The organism is Bacillus piscicola (assembly GCF_022458745.1).
GTDB lineage: Bacteria > Bacillota > Bacilli > Bacillales > Marinococcaceae > Alteribacillus_A > Alteribacillus_A piscicola.
In genome coordinates this window covers 99,596-118,413 of record NZ_JAJJJF010000004.1, presented here as the reverse complement: position 1 = coordinate 118,413, position 18,818 = coordinate 99,596, and the positions used below count along the sequence as shown (strand labels likewise).

At 47.0% G+C, this 18,818-nt stretch carries 15 protein-coding genes; 11 read left to right on the top strand and 4 right to left on the bottom strand.

From position 1 onward, the window contains the following. Positions 1–43: 43 nt before the first annotated feature. The 3 genes from LOR49_RS09255 (at position 44) to LOR49_RS09245 (ending at position 4,848) form a co-directional block, all read left to right on the top strand. On the top strand, positions 44–1,789 hold the full coding sequence (locus LOR49_RS09255; RefSeq protein WP_240376235.1) for a sigma-54 interaction domain-containing protein: 1,746 nt from the start codon (positions 44–46) through the stop codon (positions 1,787–1,789). 386 nt (positions 1,790–2,175) lie between these two features. After that, positions 2,176–3,363 (top strand): iron-containing alcohol dehydrogenase, encoded by a 1,188-nt coding sequence (locus LOR49_RS09250; protein WP_240376234.1) that lies wholly within the window; start codon positions 2,176–2,178, stop codon positions 3,361–3,363. A gap of 33 nt (positions 3,364–3,396) precedes the next feature. Further along, a complete protein-coding gene (locus tag LOR49_RS09245) occupies positions 3,397–4,848 on the top strand; it encodes a CoA-acylating methylmalonate-semialdehyde dehydrogenase (protein ID WP_240376233.1) in 1,452 nt (483 codons plus the stop codon). Positions 4,849–4,928: 80 nt separating this feature from the next. Here the strand turns inward: LOR49_RS09245 and LOR49_RS09240 are convergent, their stop codons facing one another. Both LOR49_RS09240 and LOR49_RS09235 read right to left on the bottom strand, forming a co-directional pair. After that, entirely contained in the window at positions 4,929–5,438 is a 510-nt protein-coding gene (locus LOR49_RS09240) for a hypothetical protein (RefSeq protein WP_240376232.1), read from the bottom strand. Positions 5,439–5,606: 168 nt separating this feature from the next. Beyond that, complete coding sequence (locus LOR49_RS09235) at positions 5,607–6,770, bottom strand: FtsW/RodA/SpoVE family cell cycle protein (RefSeq protein WP_240376231.1); 1,164 nt, start codon at positions 6,768–6,770, stop codon at positions 5,607–5,609. 180 nt (positions 6,771–6,950) lie between these two features. Here LOR49_RS09235 and LOR49_RS09230 point away from each other — a divergent pair, with 180 nt between their 5' ends. The 3 genes from LOR49_RS09230 to LOR49_RS09220 all read left to right on the top strand — a co-directional run bounded on the left by LOR49_RS09230 (position 6,951) and on the right by LOR49_RS09220 (position 10,042). Then, positions 6,951–7,247: a metal-sensitive transcriptional regulator gene (locus LOR49_RS09230; RefSeq protein WP_240376230.1), complete on the top strand. Its 297-nt coding sequence runs from the start codon at positions 6,951–6,953 to the stop codon at positions 7,245–7,247. Positions 7,248–7,331: 84 nt separating this feature from the next. Beyond that, the gene (copZ, locus tag LOR49_RS09225; RefSeq protein ID WP_240376228.1) at positions 7,332–7,538 is read left to right on the top strand and encodes a copper chaperone CopZ; all 207 of its coding nucleotides are present in this window, start codon (positions 7,332–7,334) and stop codon (positions 7,536–7,538) included. A 95-nt stretch (positions 7,539–7,633) separates the two neighbouring features. After that, on the top strand, positions 7,634–10,042 hold the full coding sequence (locus LOR49_RS09220; protein ID WP_240376226.1) for a heavy metal translocating P-type ATPase: 2,409 nt from the start codon (positions 7,634–7,636) through the stop codon (positions 10,040–10,042). Between the two features lie 172 nt (positions 10,043–10,214). Here the strand turns inward: LOR49_RS09220 and LOR49_RS09215 are convergent, their stop codons facing one another. Further along, the gene (locus LOR49_RS09215) at positions 10,215–11,438 is read right to left on the bottom strand and encodes a multidrug effflux MFS transporter (RefSeq protein WP_240376225.1); all 1,224 of its coding nucleotides are present in this window, start codon (positions 11,436–11,438) and stop codon (positions 10,215–10,217) included. Between the two features lie 122 nt (positions 11,439–11,560). Then, complete coding sequence (locus LOR49_RS09210) at positions 11,561–12,634, bottom strand: M20/M25/M40 family metallo-hydrolase (RefSeq protein ID WP_240376224.1); 1,074 nt, start codon at positions 12,632–12,634, stop codon at positions 11,561–11,563. Between the two features lie 609 nt (positions 12,635–13,243). On the opposite strand from LOR49_RS09210, the gene LOR49_RS09205 reads away from it, so the two are divergent. The 5 genes from LOR49_RS09205 to argS all read left to right on the top strand — a co-directional run bounded on the left by LOR49_RS09205 (position 13,244) and on the right by argS (position 18,639). Next, a complete protein-coding gene (locus LOR49_RS09205) occupies positions 13,244–14,233 on the top strand; it encodes a cyclodeaminase (protein WP_240376220.1) in 990 nt (329 codons plus the stop codon). Positions 14,234–14,534: 301 nt separating this feature from the next. Then, complete coding sequence (locus LOR49_RS09200; RefSeq protein ID WP_240376219.1) at positions 14,535–15,839, top strand: ParM/StbA family protein; 1,305 nt, start codon at positions 14,535–14,537, stop codon at positions 15,837–15,839. Positions 15,840–15,875: 36 nt separating this feature from the next. Beyond that, positions 15,876–16,463, top strand: a complete 588-nt coding sequence (locus tag LOR49_RS09195) for a hypothetical protein (RefSeq protein ID WP_240376218.1) — start codon at positions 15,876–15,878, stop codon at positions 16,461–16,463. A 68-nt stretch (positions 16,464–16,531) separates the two neighbouring features. Then, positions 16,532–16,972, top strand: coding sequence for a YwiB family protein (locus LOR49_RS09190; RefSeq protein WP_240376217.1), 441 nt, complete (start codon positions 16,532–16,534; stop codon positions 16,970–16,972). Then, the gene (gene argS / locus LOR49_RS09185; RefSeq protein ID WP_240376216.1) at positions 16,969–18,639 is read left to right on the top strand and encodes an arginine--tRNA ligase; all 1,671 of its coding nucleotides are present in this window, start codon (positions 16,969–16,971) and stop codon (positions 18,637–18,639) included. The genes LOR49_RS09190 and argS overlap by 4 nt, the downstream gene beginning before the upstream one ends. The last annotated feature ends 179 nt before the right edge of the window (positions 18,640–18,818 follow it).

Below are 18,818 nucleotides of genomic sequence, written 5' to 3'. Positions count from 1 at the left end.
TCAAAGACAACTGAACTTGTTTGATGGAGGGGGAGAGGCTTTGATGAAACAGGATCGAGAAAACGTTGCAGTGAAGAAGTGGATGGAGACTCCGATCCCCCTGTCTCTATCTAAGACAACGATTCATGATCTTCGCTTACGGACGGAAAGAGGAGACTTAGAAAAGGTCGTCATCGTGAATGAAAGAGAGGAGCTCGTCGGCATTCCGAGTGTCCCTCTTGGCGAGCTTTTTCTAGAAAGCAATCAAGCGACACAGCTGCGGACAGAATGGGTGCGGCAGGTTCCGCACGCGGAGGAAGAGGAGGCAATCACTGAGCAGGAAGGTCCGTTTCCGAGACCAGTCATCGCGCGTAACGGACAAGTTTCCGGAGTATTAACGGAAACGAGTATGTTAGCAGCCTATCGTGCTCTTTCTGATTCGCTTCAGCACCACACCAACGTTACGGATATGATTTTAAACAGCGCCTATGAAGGGATTGCGGTGGTGGACCGTGCCGGCAATGTGCAGCAAATGAACCAGGCGTACCGGCATTTTCTTGGCATCCCGTCGGAAGAGAAAGTCATCGGCCGGCCCGTACAGGAAGTGATTGACAATACCAATCTGCACCAAACCATCAAATCGGGTGTCCCTGAAAAGGGAGAAATCCAAGTAATTCAAGGGCAGAAAATGATTGTCCACCGTATCCCGATTTGGAAGGACGGAGAAGTAACAGGTGCGATCGGCATGCTGATATTCGAAGGGGTAAGTGATCTTTACCGGATTCTCGGAAAGGCAGCCAACATGCCAAGTGTTCCTCCGTTTGCAGATGAACGAAAGCTTCAGGAGGCTCCCCCTCTGTACACGTTTGAGCAGATGATCGGCGAAAGCGGTCGTTTCATGGAAAGTAAAAGCAGAGCCCGAAAAGCAGCGAAAACAAAAGCAACCGTTTTACTAACGGGAGAAAGTGGTACAGGTAAAGAGCTGTTCGCACAAGCCATTCATGAGATGAGCGGCCGGAAAGGAGCGTTCGTCAGCCTCAATTGTGCCGCGATTCCCGAGCATTTGTTAGAAGCCGAGCTGTTTGGTTATGAAGAGGGTGCTTTTACGGGAGCGAAGCGGGGCGGCCATAAAGGAAAATTTGAAGCGGCTCATTACGGTACGCTGTTTTTAGATGAGATTAGCACGATGCCGCTCGCCATGCAGGCGAAGCTGTTACGAATTCTCGAAGAAAAGAGCGTCGTCAAGGTCGGCGGCCACGTCCGTATTCCGGTCAATGTCCGGATTATCGCAGCAACCAATGACAATCTGGAAGAATTAGTAGTGGCACATACTTTTAGAGAAGATCTGTATTACCGTCTCCATGTCATTCACGTACCGCTGCCGCCATTGCGCGAAAGAAAAGAAGATATTCCGTTGTTGGTCGGACATTTCATCCGCAAATTTTCCGAAGACTATCAGCTTTCAGTCAAGAATATTGATCAGCATGCGATGGAGCACCTGCGAGCCTATCACTGGCCCGGCAACGTTCGAGAACTTGCCAATGTCGCCGAACAACTCGTTATCCTCACAGAAGGCAACGACATTCGCACTCTTGATCTTCCAGCCCACATTCAGGAATGTGTCCCTGAACTTACCGATAAACAGACCGGCAGCACGATCCTAAAAGAAAACCAGCATCAACACGAAAAAGAACTAATCGAAAAAACGATCCAACAATACAACGGGAATAAAACAGAAGCCGCCGCCGCCTTAGGAATTCACCGGACAACGCTGTATAAAAAAATAAAAGACTACCAACTCTCCCTGTAGTGTATATATTTGTATACACTTTCACATGACCATGTATAAATATATATACAAAATGACACGATAGCGTCGATTTCATAAGCGCTTGTTTAAATTAACAATACGAGCCTACAACTAATCGGCGTTGGTCATAGGACGTGACCGCTTTTAGCCGACGCACGCAGGAGTCGCCGCCTTCCGTTGCAATCAACCAACAGTTATCTCACCAGCGAACTGTATTCATGTCCTTAAACAAATATTTGTATATACGGGCTAATAACCTGTATCTGAATGATGAAATAGATTCGATAGTGAACAACGCTGGAAGTGTCGGATGAATAATTGGCACACAATTTGCATTATTAAATACAGAGTAAACAAATTTGTGTGTGAACTGGGGGAGATGAACGATGACTGACTTTACGATGCTTTTTCCGCGGCATGTCTTGTATGGAATGAACAGCTTTCAAAAAGCCGGTGAAACGGCTCTGAATTACGGAAAAAAAGCCTTGATTATTAGTGATCCGATCATGAAAGATCTCGGTTACTTGGAAAAGTGCCAATCGATGCTCGAGGAAGCCGGTCTCACGTATGTGGAATATATTGACGTGGTGTCGGAGCCGACGGACGTTTACGTTTCGGATGCCCTGGCGCTTGTGAAAGAACACGAATCCTCTGTCATCCTTGCTCTTGGGGGAGGAAGCTGTTTAGACACAGCGAAAGCAGTTGCTGTTATGGCTACGAACAGCGGGGACATCAGTGACTATATGAATAACCAAAAAACAGCAACCGAAAAACCGCTGCCTTTGATTGCGATTCCCACCACCGCCGGCACTGGTTCAGAGGCAACAGACGTGACGGTGATTACCAATACGAAAAATGATGTCAAAATGATGATCAAACAACCTGCCTTTATGCCGGAAACGGCGATTGTCGATCCAATCCTTTCGATGTCATCGCCAAAAGGGACTACAGCGGCAACCGGCGTGGATGCTCTTACGCACGCAATCGAAGCGTATATTTCAAAAAAGGCCCATCCTTTCTCTGATCAGCTTGCGTTATCAGCGGCAAAGTTAATCATGGAGAACCTGCAAGCAGCCTACGATGACGGCACGAACGAAACAGCAAGAGAACAGATGGCACTTGGGGCCATGCAGGCAGGGATGGCTTTTTCCAATGCTTCTGTCTGTCTCGTGCACGGAATGTCCCGGCCAGTGGGTGCTGTCTTTCATGTGCCGCATGGTATCTCGAATGCGATGCTTCTGCCGGTTGTGCTGGAGTACAGTCAGGAGGCTTGCCAGGATAGGCTGGCGGACTTGGCGTCTTTTGTCTTCCCTCACCAAACCTTCGCAACAAAAGAGGAGGCCGCTGATTATTTTGTAGAAAAAGTCTTAGGGCTTTGCCAGCGTCTGGACATCCCGAACATGAGGGAGTGGGGGGTCGATGAAGAAAAGTTTCATGACAACCTCTCTAAAATGGCGGAGGACGCATTAGATAGCGGCAGCCCAGCCAACAACCCAAAGGTTCCGAAAAAAGAGGAGATTATCGAGTTATATCGAAAGGCTTATATATACACGTATCCACAACTAACTAACTAAAAAGAGCGTATTACACAAAAGGAGGTTTTTAAAATGGCAGCAGGAAGAAAATTAAAAAACTTTATCAACGGAAAATGGGTAGACGCGGGGACTTCACAGTATGAAAGCGTGCCAAATCCGGCAACTGGTGAAGAAATAGCACAAGTTCCTCTTTCTACAAAAGAAGATGTCGATCAAGCAGCACGGGCGGCTCGAGAAGCGTATAAAACGTGGAGAAAGACTCCAGTACCAAAGCGGGCTCGTATTATGTTTAAATATCAGCAATTAATCATGGACAATTATGATGAATTGGCTGAGATTATTACCCGGGAAAACGGGAAGACATACGATGATGCGTACGGAGAAGTGCTCCGTGGTATGGAATGCGTGGAATTCGCAGCCGGTGCGCCGACGTTAATGATGGGCGATTCCTTGTCTTCGATTGCAACAGACATTGAATCAAGCATGTACCGCTATCCTGTTGGTGTTGTCGGCGGCATCACACCGTTTAACTTTCCGATGATGGTACCGTGCTGGATGTTCCCGCTCGCCATTGCCTGCGGAAATACATTCGTATTAAAGCCTTCCGAGCGGACGCCGCTGCTCGCAGAAAGACTTGCTGAGTTGATCGTAGAAGCCGGCCTGCCAGAAGGTGTATTGAACATCGTGCACGGCGCACATGACGTCGTAAACGGCCTTCTCGAGCATGATGAAGTCGATGCGATTTCGTTTGTCGGTTCCCAGCCGGTGGCCGAATACATTTACAAAACAGCGGCGAACAATGGGAAGCGTGTCCAGGCTCTCGCCGGTGCGAAAAACCACTCCATCGTTCTCGGTGATGCCGACATGGATAAAACGATCAAGGGAATTATCGGCGGCGCCTTTGGCAGTGCCGGACAACGCTGCATGGCGACATCTGTTGTTGTCGTGACCGAAGATATCGCAGACGAAGTCATTAACCGTTTGAAAGAGGCTGCCGATGAACTGACCATTGGGAACGGTATCGACAAGAGTATTCAACTCGGTCCGGTTATCCGCCAGTCTCACCTGGACAAAGTATATAAAGCGATCGAAGAAGGAGAGAAGTCGGGTGCCAAGCTTGTGCGCGACGGCCGTAAAGACGTCGAAAACATGAAGCAGGGCTATTTCCTCGGTGCTACGATATTCGACGGTGTGACGCCGGAAATGGACTTATGGTGCAACGAGATCTTTGCCCCGGTTCTCTCTATTGTTCGCGTAAAAGACTTAACAGAAGCGATCGAAGTAGCGAACAAATCCGACTTCGGTAACGGCGCCGTTCTTTATACTTCGAGCGGCCATGCCGTTCGCGAATTCAGAGAAGACATCGAAGTCGGTATGCTGGGTGTTAACGTTAACGTGCCAGCGCCAATGGCTTTCTTCCCGTTCTCTGGGTGGAAAAACTCTTTCTACGGAGACCTCCATGTAAACGGAAAAGACGGTGTCGAGTTCTACACTAGAAGAAAAATGATCACTTCTCGCTGGTAAGCCGGAAGCTGGAAACAAACAGGGCTGTTTCACGTGGAACACACGTAGAAACAGCCCTTTTTTGCGGCAAATTTGTCTTGTTAGATGGCAGTTAGATGGTTCACATTCACTTCGATCATCTTATCAATGGAAGCAGTGCCAAATTCATCTTCAATTTTTCCGGAAAATTCAAGCTGAATATATTTCGCGTCGTCGGGAAGTTCGATCGCATAGTAGCTCTGGTTTTTCTCTTTTTCCCCTGGCCCGAGTGTCGTATTAATCAAGCCATTGGTTGGCTTTCCCGCTTGCTGTTCCACCTTCACGGCATGCGTTAACACCTTCCGTGATTCATTGAGAACACAAACTGTAATAAAGTTCTCATTTGTTTTCAATGTCATATTGCTCGCTGCATTTGGATTTTCAATATAGGGTTGTAAGTAAATAGTCTGTTTTGCAGGGTCTGTATATTCCAGTCCTATTTTGACACGTTCCGTCAATTTGTGATAATTATAGCTGAAAGTAGGCTTAGAGGTTATAAAAACAATGAAAACAATGGCGACCAAGCTAAGAAAACAAAGCGCCGCCCCTTTTAACCACTTCTTTCCCAGCATTACTATCCCTCTTCCCGCAAATAATGACAATATTTACTCATTATTATAGTGGATGTGCTGCTGATAATAACCCCTACAACGAAACCGTTACTTCTTTTTAATATGTCTGTTACAAAGCCGTGGCTTCAGCTACTGTTTAAAAATATAGCAAGAGCGGTAGTTCTTGGGCTACAATGCCTTCGAAGCAAACATGAAATTGCGACTGTGATACTTGACACTTAAGATAATGCCGACGGCTGCCATGGAAGCAAACAAGGAGCTGCCGCCGTAGCTAATGAACGGCAAGGTAAAACCAGTAACAGGAAGCAAGCCGATCGTCATGCCGATGTTTTGAAATATTTGGAACGAGAACATACCAATTACGCCTGCACAAAGAAGCGTACCAAACGAATGATGACAGCGAAGCGCAATCAACATAATAAGATAAAGAAAGATAAAATATAAGGAAATCAAAAAACTAGCTCCTGCAAAGCCATGCGTATTTCCAATAATAGCAAAAATAAAGTCCGTATGTGCTTCAGGGAGATACCCTTTCACCTCGCTTCCTAGGAGGCTTCCAGAACCGATGAGCAGTAAAGATTTAGCTGTCTGGTATCCTTCATCCAGGTAATCAAGCGGCTTCAGCCACCCATAAAAACGCCGTACTTGATAGTCAGAAAGCCGACTAAAAAGAAGCTGTTCTACGATTTCCGGAAAACGCCAGAAAGCGGTTAAAAAGGAGGCAAACGCAGTAAGCGGCAGGCCAAATAAGACGGATACTATTTTATAAGAAATCCCGGATACGAGCAGTAAGGAGAAAAAGATGGCAGCTGTCATCATCACCATTCCCATATCAGGCTGCAACACAAACAAGAGAACAGGAGGAGCCGTGGCAGCTGTCATCTTCAAAATTAATCGAATGTCTGTGGCAAACGTACGTGTATGAAACGTGTGATTATGTTTGTAAATGATGCTGCTGAGTAAAAGAATAATAAAAATCTTCATCAATTCAGATGGCTGGAAAGACCCGATGACCGGGAGTTTGAACCAGCGTACCGCCCCGTTGTTTGGGGGCGCTATCGACTCAGGAGCAATCGCAAGCGTAAGGAGAAGCAAAAGTCCAAAGCCGTACAACATCCATGACATTTGCAAATAATACTCGAAATCAAAATGAAGAAGTGCCAGCATGATCAAAAAGGCAATAATAAAAAAAGTCAGCTGTCTGACAGCGAAGTTTGTCTCGTATTGCGGCAACTGCTGAGCGTGATAGATATACAAGCAACTGAGAACTCCGAATAAAAACAAGATAAATAGTATATTGATATCATAAAGTTGCTGTTTATTTTCCTTCATTCTTGTCCTCTCCATATTCCTCTTTAAATAGTTTCTGTAGGATTTCTGTTATCCCATTAGCTCGAACTATATCGGATATTTCGAAAAAGGTCTACTAGTTGCAATGGTAATGGACACAGTCTATAATATACATATAGAGGGTACCTGTAAAAAACATGTTACGTAACGGGAGGTGGGAAGGTGGAGAATAATACAAGGCCTACCCGGAGTAGAGTTCAGCCGAATAAGGAGAATCTTCTAAACCGGTTGCGCCGTATTGAAGGCCAAGTGAAAGGCATTCATAACATGATTGACAATGATCGTTATTGTGTAGACGTTTTAAACCAGATTGCCGCCGTTCAAGCTGCGATCAGCAAAGTATCGGTAGCGCTGGTGGAAGATCACACCCACCATTGTGTCGCAAATGCCATCAAAAACGGGGAAGGTGAAGAGGCCGTTGACGAATTGATGGAAGTCATGAAGCGATTAATTAAATAGAAAGTTCTTCGTGGATTTACCCGGATAACGAACCCGCAGACGTAGAATACTATGTTGGAAGACAACCAAGGGAGGACATAAAGGATGACAACAGAAACATTAAAAGTAGACGGCATGTCTTGCGGACACTGTGTAGAGGCTGTCGAGGGCAGTGTCGGAAAATTAGCCGGTGTCTCAAAAGTAAAAGTTCACCTTGAAGAAGGAACAGTTGATGTTGAATACGATGAGAATGTAACGAACCACGCGGAGATCACCGAGACAATCGATGATCAAGGGTATGATGTGATGTAGTGATCAGCACTACATCTTCTTTTCTGATTATTATATACACCATAGGGGTATGAGGTAGGAATGATAGATACATTTAGTTGAAGAGGTGCTTATCAATGAGCGGCGAAAAACAAACCACTTTGCACATTTCCGGTATGACGTGCGCTGCATGCGCAAACCGGATAGAAAAAGCGTTAAATAAAATGGATGGGGTCACGGAAGCGAATGTGAATTTAGCATTGGAACGGTCCAGTGTGTCGTATGATCCCGAGAAATTAAGTACTGGCGACATGGAAGAAAAAATAAGTTCTCTGGGGTACAGTGTTGTTCATGATAAGGTCGAGTTTGCCGTCAGCGGGATGACGTGCGCGGCATGCGCCAACCGAGTGGAAAAGACGTTAAACAAAGTGCCAGGCGTCATCGAGGCCACGGTCAATTTTGCCTTAGAGACAGCAACAGTGGAATATAACAAGGAAGAAACAACTCCTGTAAAGATGAAAGAAGCTATTAATAAGATTGGGTATTCGCTTGAGGAAAAAACGGAAGAGACGGACAATAAGGAAAAAGAAATACAACGAAAAACGACTAAATTAATAGTGTCTGCCGTTTTGTCGCTCCCGCTTTTGTGGACGATGGTGACGCACTTTGAATGGACGTCCTTTATATGGATTCCTGACTTCCTTATGAACCCGTGGGTGCAATTTGCCTTTGCGACGCCTGTCCAATTTATCATCGGCTGGCAGTTTTATGAAGGGGCCTATAAAGCCTTGAAAAATAAAAGCGCGAATATGGATGTACTCGTTGCGATGGGGACGTCGGCTGCCTATTTTTACAGCGTGTTCCTCGTTTGGCAGTGGGGCCAGACAGGGCAAGCCGGCATGCCTGACTTGTATTTTGAAGCATCCGCTATCATCATTACGCTAATTTTGCTCGGAAAACTATTTGAAGCACGTGCCAAAGGAAGAACCTCCCAGGCGATTAAGAAATTGTTAGGCTTACGTGCGAAGACGGCTACCGTTGTGCGCAACGGGGAAGAGGTAGTCATTCCGATGGAAGAGGTAATCGTGGGTGACATCGTGATCGTGAAGCCGGGTGAAAAAATACCGGTCGACGGTGAAGTCATAGAAGGAGAATCAGCTGTCGATGAATCCATGTTGACAGGGGAGAGTATACCCGTTGATAAAAAAGCAGGGGACAGTGTCATCGGCGCGACTGTCAACAAGAACGGCGTACTCCGTTTTAAAGCAGCAAAGGTCGGAAAAGACACCGCGATCGCCCAGATTGTTCAAGTGGTGGAAGAAGCCCAGTCATCGAAAGCGAGCATTCAACGACTGGCTGATCGAATTTCCGGAGTATTTGTTCCGGTTGTCATTGGAATTGCGCTTGTCACGTTTCTTATCTGGTTCTTTGTGGTCACACCAGGGGAGCTTGGGAGCGCACTGATTCCAACTGTCTCTATTCTTGTCATTGCCTGTCCGTGTGCCCTCGGCCTTGCAACGCCAACCTCCATTATGGCAGGTTCCGGACGTGCGGCTGAGATTGGCGTGTTATTTAAAGGCGGCGAGCATCTGGAAAGCGCCCAGACGGTAGACACCATTGTTCTCGACAAAACAGGAACGGTAACAAAGGGAGAGCCAGAGCTTACCGACGTTATTCCTGCTGATGGCTGGAGCCGGGAGAAGCTGCTGCACCTTATCGGCTCTGTTGAAAAAAACTCCGAACACCCATTAGCTACTGCTTTAGTGAAAGGTGCACAGGCAGAAGGCGCCGTCCTGGTGCAGGCGGATTCTTTTGCGGCGATACCCGGTCACGGAGTAGAAGCAGTGGTGGACGGCCGGTCTGTTTTTGTCGGAACACGGCGACTGATGAAGAAAAAAGAGATACGAGTGGAAGACAAAGAAGAACAGATTGCAGCACTAGAAGCCGAAGGGAAAACGGTGATGCTTGCTGCTGACGAGAACAGTTTCATTGGTCTCGTCGCTGTGGCCGATACGGTAAAGGAAACATCGAAAGAAGCCATTCAGCGATTGAAGGACGCTGGTCTTGAAGTGATGATGCTGACCGGAGATAATGAGAAAACAGCTATCGCCATTGCCAAGCAGGTTGGAGTCGATGACGTGATGGCTGAAGTGCTGCCCGGCCAGAAGAGTGATCAAATTAAGAAACTACAGCAGGCCGGAAAAAAAGTAGCGATGGTCGGCGACGGTATTAATGACGCGCCGGCACTTGCTGCGGCGGACATCGGCATGGCGATCGGCACCGGAACGGACGTGGCAATCGAGGCAGCCGATATCACCCTGATGCGCGGTGATTTAAACAGTGCCGCCGATGCGATTCTGATGAGTCATAAAACGATGCGCAACATTAAACAAAATCTTTTTTTCGCCTTTGTTTACAATTCCATCGGCATCCCGATCGCAGCCGTTGGTCTCCTGGCCCCGTGGGTGGCAGGAGCGGCCATGGCCTTCAGCTCCGTATCCGTCGTGTTAAACGCCTTGCGCCTGCAAAAAGTGAAGCTTTCTTAGGGAAAGAGAGGACGAAATAAAAAGGATGAGCTGAGAAAAATCAAAAACAGGTGAATCTTTTTCACCCTCTTCCTGTTCAACTATGTCCAAGCTTTAACTAAATAATCCGAACGGATTGGATGCAATCGTTCGGATTATTTGGTGGTTCTATACGTTTGTTCCGGTCTCTATGCTAGGAGGCTGTTTTGTTTTTTTGACGAACGAGCAGCCAACAGATGATAAGGGCTCCGAGATCGGCAGTCATGATAATGATTCCCATTGGAACGGCCGTTGATTCCCCAGCGATTCCAACGAGCGGTGCTGTGATGGAGCCCATTACAAACGGCGTTAAGCCTAAGAGTGCAGAGGCGCTTCCTGCGCGGTGGCCCTGTGACTGCATCGCCAGTGAAAAACTGTTTGTGTTAATGAATCCAACTGATGTCACAATTAGAAATAGCGGGATGACAATAAAAACGAGCGGGGCCTGAAGCAGTATCATGATCATTAAAAAAGTACTCGAGACAGAGGTGAGAAGCAGCCCAAAAAATAACAGCCTTCTTTCCGGGATAATCCCCGCTAACCTGCCAGTTGTTTGGCTGCCAATAATGATTCCCAGCCCGTTGACGGCCATCAGAAAACCAAATGTCTGCGGAGATACACCGTAAATGCCTTGGAAAACAAACGGGCTTCCTGATACATAGGCAAAAATCCCTCCCATGATTAAACCTTGAGCGAGTGCATAGCCAAGAAATGGTTTATCCTTAATCAAATCGCCAAAAGTGACGATCGTTTTCTTAATGCTTGTTTCCGAACGGTTCTCTTCGTGTAAGGTCTCTGGGAGGGCGAACATGACGGTTACAAACATAATGAGACCGATCGCACTCAAAACGGCAAATACCCCGTGCCAGCTCGTGAAGTTAAGCACAAGGCCGCCCGAAGCAGGCGCGAGTATCGGGGCAAGCCCATTGACGAGCATAAGTAGGGCAAAAAACTTCGTTAATTCATTACCTGAATATAAGTCGCGCACGACAGCACGCGATATGACGATCCCGGCGGAGGCAGAAAAGCCTTGCAAGAACCGGCCAAAGATGAGAACCCAAATGGACGGTGCTATCAGGCAAATAATCGAAGCGGTTAAGTAAAGAAGCAGCGATAGAAGGAGCGGTTTTCTCCTCCCTTTCATATCGCTGACAGGACCAATAATGAGCTGGCCGCCGGCAAGTCCCAGCAGGCAGGCTGTTAAACTTAATTGGACGAGAGGAGCACTTGTCTCTAAATCATCGGCGATCGCTGGAAAACTCGGTAAATACATGTCGACAGTTAAAGGACCGAAAGCAGCGAGAGATCCAAGAAGCACAGCCATCCACAAACGCCGCCCGACACTTAGCTTCTGTTGAGAGGCAGTTGAAGGTTCCATACGTGTATCAAGCGACCTTTCTTCACGTTTTCTAGATATGTTTTACATTGTAACGTAAAACAATAGAAAACAGGGGGAAGATGCTCACCTTTCTGTCAAAAATCATCAGTGAGGCTGGTGAATTATAGCTTATCTACATCGAGGGAGACTGGTTTTAAGTTTTCGGCTCCATCCATTTTGGATAACATCGCGACTAACAGGTCAACCGACTGTTGAATGTCATCAAGGCTTGCTGTTTCTACGGGTGCATGCATATAACGGAGTGGCAGTGAGACGAGCGCAACGGGCACCCCTTTGCCTGTTTTTCGCAGTTGGTCGGCGTCTGTACCAGTGCTGCGCGGAGTTAGTTCATATTGAAGCGGAATACTTTTGCCCTGTGCCGCCCCTTCCAGTAGTTCATTTGCTTTTCGATTGATCGGCGCCCCTTTCGCAAGGACGGGTCCGCCGCCAAGCGTCACCGGAGCCTGCTGGTCTGAGTTGGCACCAGGATAGTCGGTAGCAAACGTGACATCAACAGCGATGGCCAGGTCAGGCTTGAGACCAGCACCTGCAAAATAGGCACCCCCCAGATTAGTCTCTTCATTCACCGTACTTACCGCTGAAACGCCAATACGCGGGTTCACTTTACGAAGTTGTCGAAGTGTCTCGGCGACAATAAACGCTCCGGTGCGGTTATCAAGTCCGCGTCCGCTGATCCGGTTATTTAAAAGAGACTCGGGTTCACGTTTATAAACAGCGGTGTCCCCTACTGAAATATACTGCTCCATCTCTTTTTTATTCTTCGCTCCGCAGTCAATAAATAAGTCGGAGAACTCGAATTTATCATCTGCCCCGCCGTGATGTTCTGCTTTGATGCCGATCACGCCGGTAATACGTTCGTGTTTGCCGAGTATCTCGACTTTCATGCCTAAAGCCGGTTTATGGCTGATCCCTCCCAACTTTTCGACGAACACGTAGCCGTTTTCATCAATGGACTTAACTAAAAAACCAATTTCATCACAATGTCCCGCCAGTACAACTTGAAACGAGGCGTCAGGGTTCAGTGAGGCTATTGCATTTCCGGCATCATCTGTCTCCAGCTTATCCGCAAACGGCTTCATATAGCGAAGCCACTTCTTCTGAATCTCTTCTTCCATTCCAGACGGAGATGGGGTTTGTAGTAGGTCAAACAAAAACTTTTCCGATGAGGCGTTCATACACACTCTTCCTTTCTGTGATCCATTAATCTCTTTTACCACTATTCCCAACTTAATCGTATCATAATGCGGGGCTGATGCTGTTGTTCTGTTGCTTTCGAGATTGTGTAGAGCGTCACACGCATCGAATGGTGCCGCTATATGGCAAACACCATAAAATAGAATCAGTATACGCTTCGCATGGGGTTGTTATTATGCTAAAAGCGTGAAATAAAGACGTCATATACCCTGTATGATGTCGTTATTTTTGATCCCGGGGTTTTTGACGGCTTCATACACCCGCAATGCCGTCGTTATTTTCCAATTCGAATAATTTGACAGCATCATACACGCCGAATGCAGCTGTTATTTTGTTATTCGCTCTATTTGGAGGCGTCATCTGCAGGAATAACTGCTCAGATAGCGGAATTTTCTGCTAAACCCGTCTGCCTGCTGTGGAAATCACCGTCCGATCCCTTATGCAAGTTGTTCGGAATGAAATAGTTAGGTGGATTATATAATTGGTTTAGAGAACGAAATAAAAAGGTTTTTTCTGTCAAAGAGAGAAGGAATAAAGAGAATAGGGGGGAACTCTCGTCGCTTGCGGCGACACAGAAAGGAGTGCTACGTATGTACATTTTTTCTGAAGAGGACATTCGCCAAGTCACGGATGTGAATAAGAAAGCACTGGAGTTAATTGAAGAAGGATTCCGAAAATTAGCGAAACAAGAAGTGACGATGCCGCCGATTTTACGGGTGGATCTTCCCGAGAACAACGGGGAAGTTGATGTGAAAACTGCCTATATTAAAGGGATGAAGACGTTTGCTTTGAAAATTTCTTCGGGCTTTTTTGATAATCCGAAAAAAGGGCTCCCAAGCTTGAGCGGCATGATGCTTTTGTTTCATACGGAGACGGGCATGACAGAGGCCGTTCTGCAGGATAATGGATATTTAACTGATGTACGAACCGCAGTAGCCGGTGCGGTGGCGGCTAAATATTTAGCTAATCCGACAATCAAGACAGCCGGCATAATTGGAACGGGTACGCAGGCGCGGTATCAGCTGCGGGCCCTTCAACTCGTTCGTGAGTTTGATGAAGTGCTCGTGTACGGAAGGAAAAAAGAGCGAGTAGAACAGTACCAAGAGGAGATGCAGGAGGTACTCGGTGTGACGGTGAAAGCTGCGGAAAGTCCGGAAGAAGTCGTGCGTAAAAGTGATACGGTCATTACCACAACACCTGCTAAAGAGCCTTTAATCCAAAAAGAATGGCTGCATCCCGGGCTGCACATTACGGCAATGGGATCAGACGCAGAAGAGAAAAACGAAATTCATCCGTACGTCCTTGGTGCCGCCGATGTTCTCGCTTGTGATTCCAAAAGCCAGGTTTTCCGGCTGGGAGAACACCATCACGCATTGGATGCAAAGGTAATCAAAGAAGACAGCCCCATTGTAGAATTGGGTAATCTGTCGCTCGGGAAGGAAAAAGGGCGAACCGATGAAAAACAAGTGACGTTTTGTGACTTAACCGGCACAGGCGTACAGGACACGGTCATTGCTGCCTACTCGTATGACAAACTGCGAGAAGCCGACAAAGGCCTGCTGTTTCCTGTTAAGAACTAGCTGTTAAACACAACATGTTAGCCTAATAGTTATAACATGTTGTGTAATCATGTTATGTTGTTATGTTTCCTAACATGTTGACGGTAACATGTTAGGAAACATGTTATGGATACAAAACTGCCAATAACAAGCACTGGCTAGGCCATGAGACTTTCTAGCGCCATAAAAATTATGGTTCTATCAGTTTCAATTAAACAGAAGAACATGTTAGGGAAAAATGACAAACATGTTGGTGAACATGTTGCCTATGCGTTATACTTTGAGAATAAGTGTTGGAAAATAGAATGGGGGAATCGAGAACATGTTACATATCATTCAAAAGCTGTACGATGAAAATGTGTTAATTTCAGGAGTCGACCAAGGGAATAAAAGTGCGAAATTCAGCTACTTAAACCGGGACGGGAACATCGAGTCATTTGCGATACCGACGATCGTTGCTCCGGCCGAAGATAAAAAGTCAGCCGTTGAAGGCTCAACGGAAACGAATAGCATTGATAAAAAGCTTCATTTAAAGATAACCTCTAAATCGTTGTCTACGGTTAATCAAGAGCGTTACGTCTACGTTGGTCATTTTGCCCGCAACAAAAATGGGAAAATGGAGCCAGCCTATGATAGTCTGCAAGATTCACCAAAGAGCGTCTCCCATTCGAAGTTTTCCAGTGACCTGCACCTTGTAACGACGCTGGCAGGACTTGCTGTTATGGCGGCACGTGAATCGAAAGAGGAAGTATATATTCCGTATGCCGGCGGTCTTCCCGTCAGTGAGATGAAAGAACTCGGCTCGGAAAAAGCGTTAGAAAGTGTGAAAGGAACCCATACGATCGAATTTATGGACGGGCCTTTAGAGAAAAAAGTGGTCACGCTCATAATTGATAGCGGCAAAATGTACGGAGAAGGGGCGATCACGGATTTGTCGCTTAACTTTGACGTGCAAGCGGGTGATTTGGTAGAGACAACCCTTCAAGATCGGCTCTCCAATACGTATGCGTTAGGTGATTTAGGTGCCGGCACGTCTGAAATGATTATTTTTACGGAAGAAGGGATTGACGGCAATCTGTCACAAAGCTTGCAGGTGGAAGGGACAAATCCATACATCGATCGTATTCGTGAGAAAGTGGATAATATGGAAGAGTTTCAAACATTAAAGGAACTGTTTGACTTGGATGAGTCAGAGCGCGCTTATCAATCACGCGAAGAATTTATGAGCGAAGTCATTGAACCGGCGATCCTTGAGGTAATTAGAGGAGAAACAGCGTCACCGGTGTTTGAAGTTCGTTTTTTAAAGGCGAAAAAGAAGACCGATGTGACAGAGATCGTGATGGAAGAAATTCGCAAGTATGCAAATGACCACAAGAAAGTGTTGACGTCGGCATGGAACAGTGCGGGTGTGGACGATCTCGTTCTTGTAGGCGGGGGCCTGCTGTTTGGCTATCCGGTATTCAAAGAAGTGCAAGAAAAATTTCAAGAGCTTCAGGGGCAGGAATGGGTGGTCATGCCTGACAAAGTGGAAGAGTCGCCATATTTTACATCGAAGGGCTATTTGATTGCCAACTTTATTCACATTACAGAGAAAGAGGAAGAGGGACTGGAATCGGTGGAGTCCTAAGAACGGGGAGCCCCGACGACAAGAGGAGGTGATTGAGTGGTCCAGCCTTCCCAACAAAAAGCAGGATATGTAAGAGGTCTTGGCCGCACTTTTGTTCCTTCGGCGAAAGCAGAGTGGGTGGAAGAGTTTAACCGCATCTTAGGAGACGAACCAGGCTGGAGTAGGAACCGGCTGACAGAATACTTGATCGAGAAAGGTTTGGCAGCCGGACAGGCTGTGGAGACGTCCAGTGACGATACGCATATTCAGATTGCTGTGCCTCGGAACGGTCTCACCGAAGAACAACAGGCGTTCTTAGAGAGTGAACAGGGGAAGACAATAGCAGCTAACGCGGTGCGCATGTTGCTCGCAGGTCCGGATCTGGGAGTACTGCCGGACAAGCAGGCTGTAAACCCACTGTCCTCTCACAAGGAGACGGCGTCGTCCTTTGAGGAAGAGGCTTCTCCGCCTCCCCCTTCTCGTTTGGAAAAAACGGCGATAGCAGAAGAAGCAGGGGACAAAGTGGCAGCGGCTCCTGTGGAACAGGCCGCCGCGCCCGCTCAGACTGAGAGTCCGGCACGGCCTAAAAAGCTTTCGCCACTCGCACAGGCACGCAACAAATTAAAACGCCAGAACCTTACGTAAGAATAGAAACAGTCAAACAAGCATAGATTGGCTACTGTACCATAATGAGAAGAAGGGGCGTGGCAGAAATGTCAGTAGTAAAAACGCCGGTTGCGGTAAAAATGACGACTGATATTCAGCAGCAGGAAGCGCGTGATCAGGTTAAACTCCAGGCAAAAGGGGAACTCTATCAAAAAAACGACCTTACGTATGTCGCTTTCACTGAAAACCTAGAAGACATCGGAAAGGTGTCAACGTTATTAAAAATAGGCGAGCAGGAAGTGACGGTCCTTCGCTCCGGCGCCGTCGAGATGCGCCAGCTGTATCAGTACGGGAACATCACTGAAGGAAGTTATCAGACTCCGTACGGGACATTTAAAACAGAAGCAGATACGGATCAAGTCGCGGTCATGTGGTCAGCGAGCGGCAAAACCGGAAGAATCCAGTTCGGCTATGATTTAACGTTGCAAGGAACGGTAGCCGGGCGTTATGATGTAACTATTTCGATAGAGGAGGAAACAGAAGCGTGAACATCGTAGAACAAGTGAAAGAACAATTAAAAGCAGAAATTGCCCAAGCCATCGAAAAAGCCGGGCTGGCTGCTGCGGGAGAGATCCCTGCTATCATTCTTGAAACTCCGAAAGAAAAAGAACACGGTGATTTCGCAGCTAATATTGCAATGCAACTCGCACGGATCGCGAAAAAAGCGCCGCGGGCGATCGCGGAAGAAATCACCGAGCATCTCGATAAATCAAAAGCATCTATTGAAAAGATGGAGATTGCCGGACCTGGGTTTATTAATTTTTTCCTCGATAACGGCTACCTCCGTGAATTGATTCCAGCGGTTATGGAGGCGGATCAGTCGTACGGGTGCTCAGAATTTGGCAACAACCAAAAGGTGCAGGTTGAATTTGTGTCGGCGAATCCAACAGGAAACCTGCACCTCGGGCACGCCCGTGGTGCGGCAGTTGGTGATTCTCTTTGTAATATTTTGGAGAAGGCGGGTTATGACGTAACACGGGAATATTACATTAATGATGCCGGCAATCAAATCAACAACCTCGCCTATTCCGTGGAAGCACGCTACTTCGAGGCGCTGGGCAAAGAGGCTTCCATGCCGGAAGACGGTTACCACGGGGAGGATGTCCGCCAATTTGGTAAAGAGCTGGCCGATACATATGGAGACCGCTTCATTGATACGCCGGAAGAAGAACGGCTGGCGTTCTTCCGTGAATACGGTCTCAAGCGAGAAATGGAAAAACTGAAACAAGACTTACATGATTTTCACGTTGATTTTGACGTTTGGTTCTCCGAGACTTCCCTGTATGAGGAAGGAAAAGTCGAAGAGACCTTGCAACTCCTGCGTGAAAAAGAAGAAGTGTATGATCAAGACGGGGCTGTCTGGTTCCGGTCCACAACGTATGGAGATGACAAAGACCGGGTACTCGTGAAAAGCGACGGTTCTTACACGTACCTAATGCCGGATATCGCCTACCATAAGAATAAATTTGAGCGCGGGTTTGCCAAAGTTATTAATATTTGGGGTGCCGACCACCACGGATACATACCGCGAATGCAGGCAGCTGTACAAGCCCTCGGGTATCAGAAAAACCAGCTAGAGACGCAGATTATCCAGATGGTGAACTTGTATGAAAACGGGGAGCGCGTGAAGATGAGCAAGCGGACGGGAAAGGCTGTGACGCTCCGCGATCTCATGGAGGAAGTCGGCATTGATGCGACCCGGTATTTCTTTGCGATGAGAAGTGCCGATACGCATCTGGACTTCGACCTGAGTCTGGCAAAGTCACAGTCGAATGAGAATCCTGTCTATTACGTTCAGTACGCGCACGCCCGGCTCTCTAGTATTTTCAGGCAGGCAAGCGAAAAGGGTTTTTCGTTTGATCCGAATGCGGACCTTACCCCGATTGCTTCCGAAAAGGAATATGATCTGCTAAAGAAGATCGGCGAATTTCCAGAGGCCGTTGCGCTCGCAGCTGATAAATATGCCCCGCACCGAATGACGACGTATTTGCACGAATTAGCGTCAGTGTTCCACAGCTTTTACAACGCGGAACGTGTCGTCGATCCGGAAGATGAAAAGAAAACAAAAGCAAGGCTCGCCCTTGTGAAAGCAGTGCAAATAACATTGCGAAACGGAATGAAAATGTTAGGAGTCTCCGCACCGGAAAAAATGTAAAGAACAAAAAACCGCTCTTCTTTGAAGAGAGCGGTTTTTTTGTAATTGTATAGAAAAAACGTTGAATCTTGATGAATTGTCTGTTTTGTCTATAACAGAACTGGAATACTGTTTCCAACAGGGATTTGATCATGCAGACAAGAAATAAGGAGCTGTTCCAATTGGAGCAGCTCTTTTTT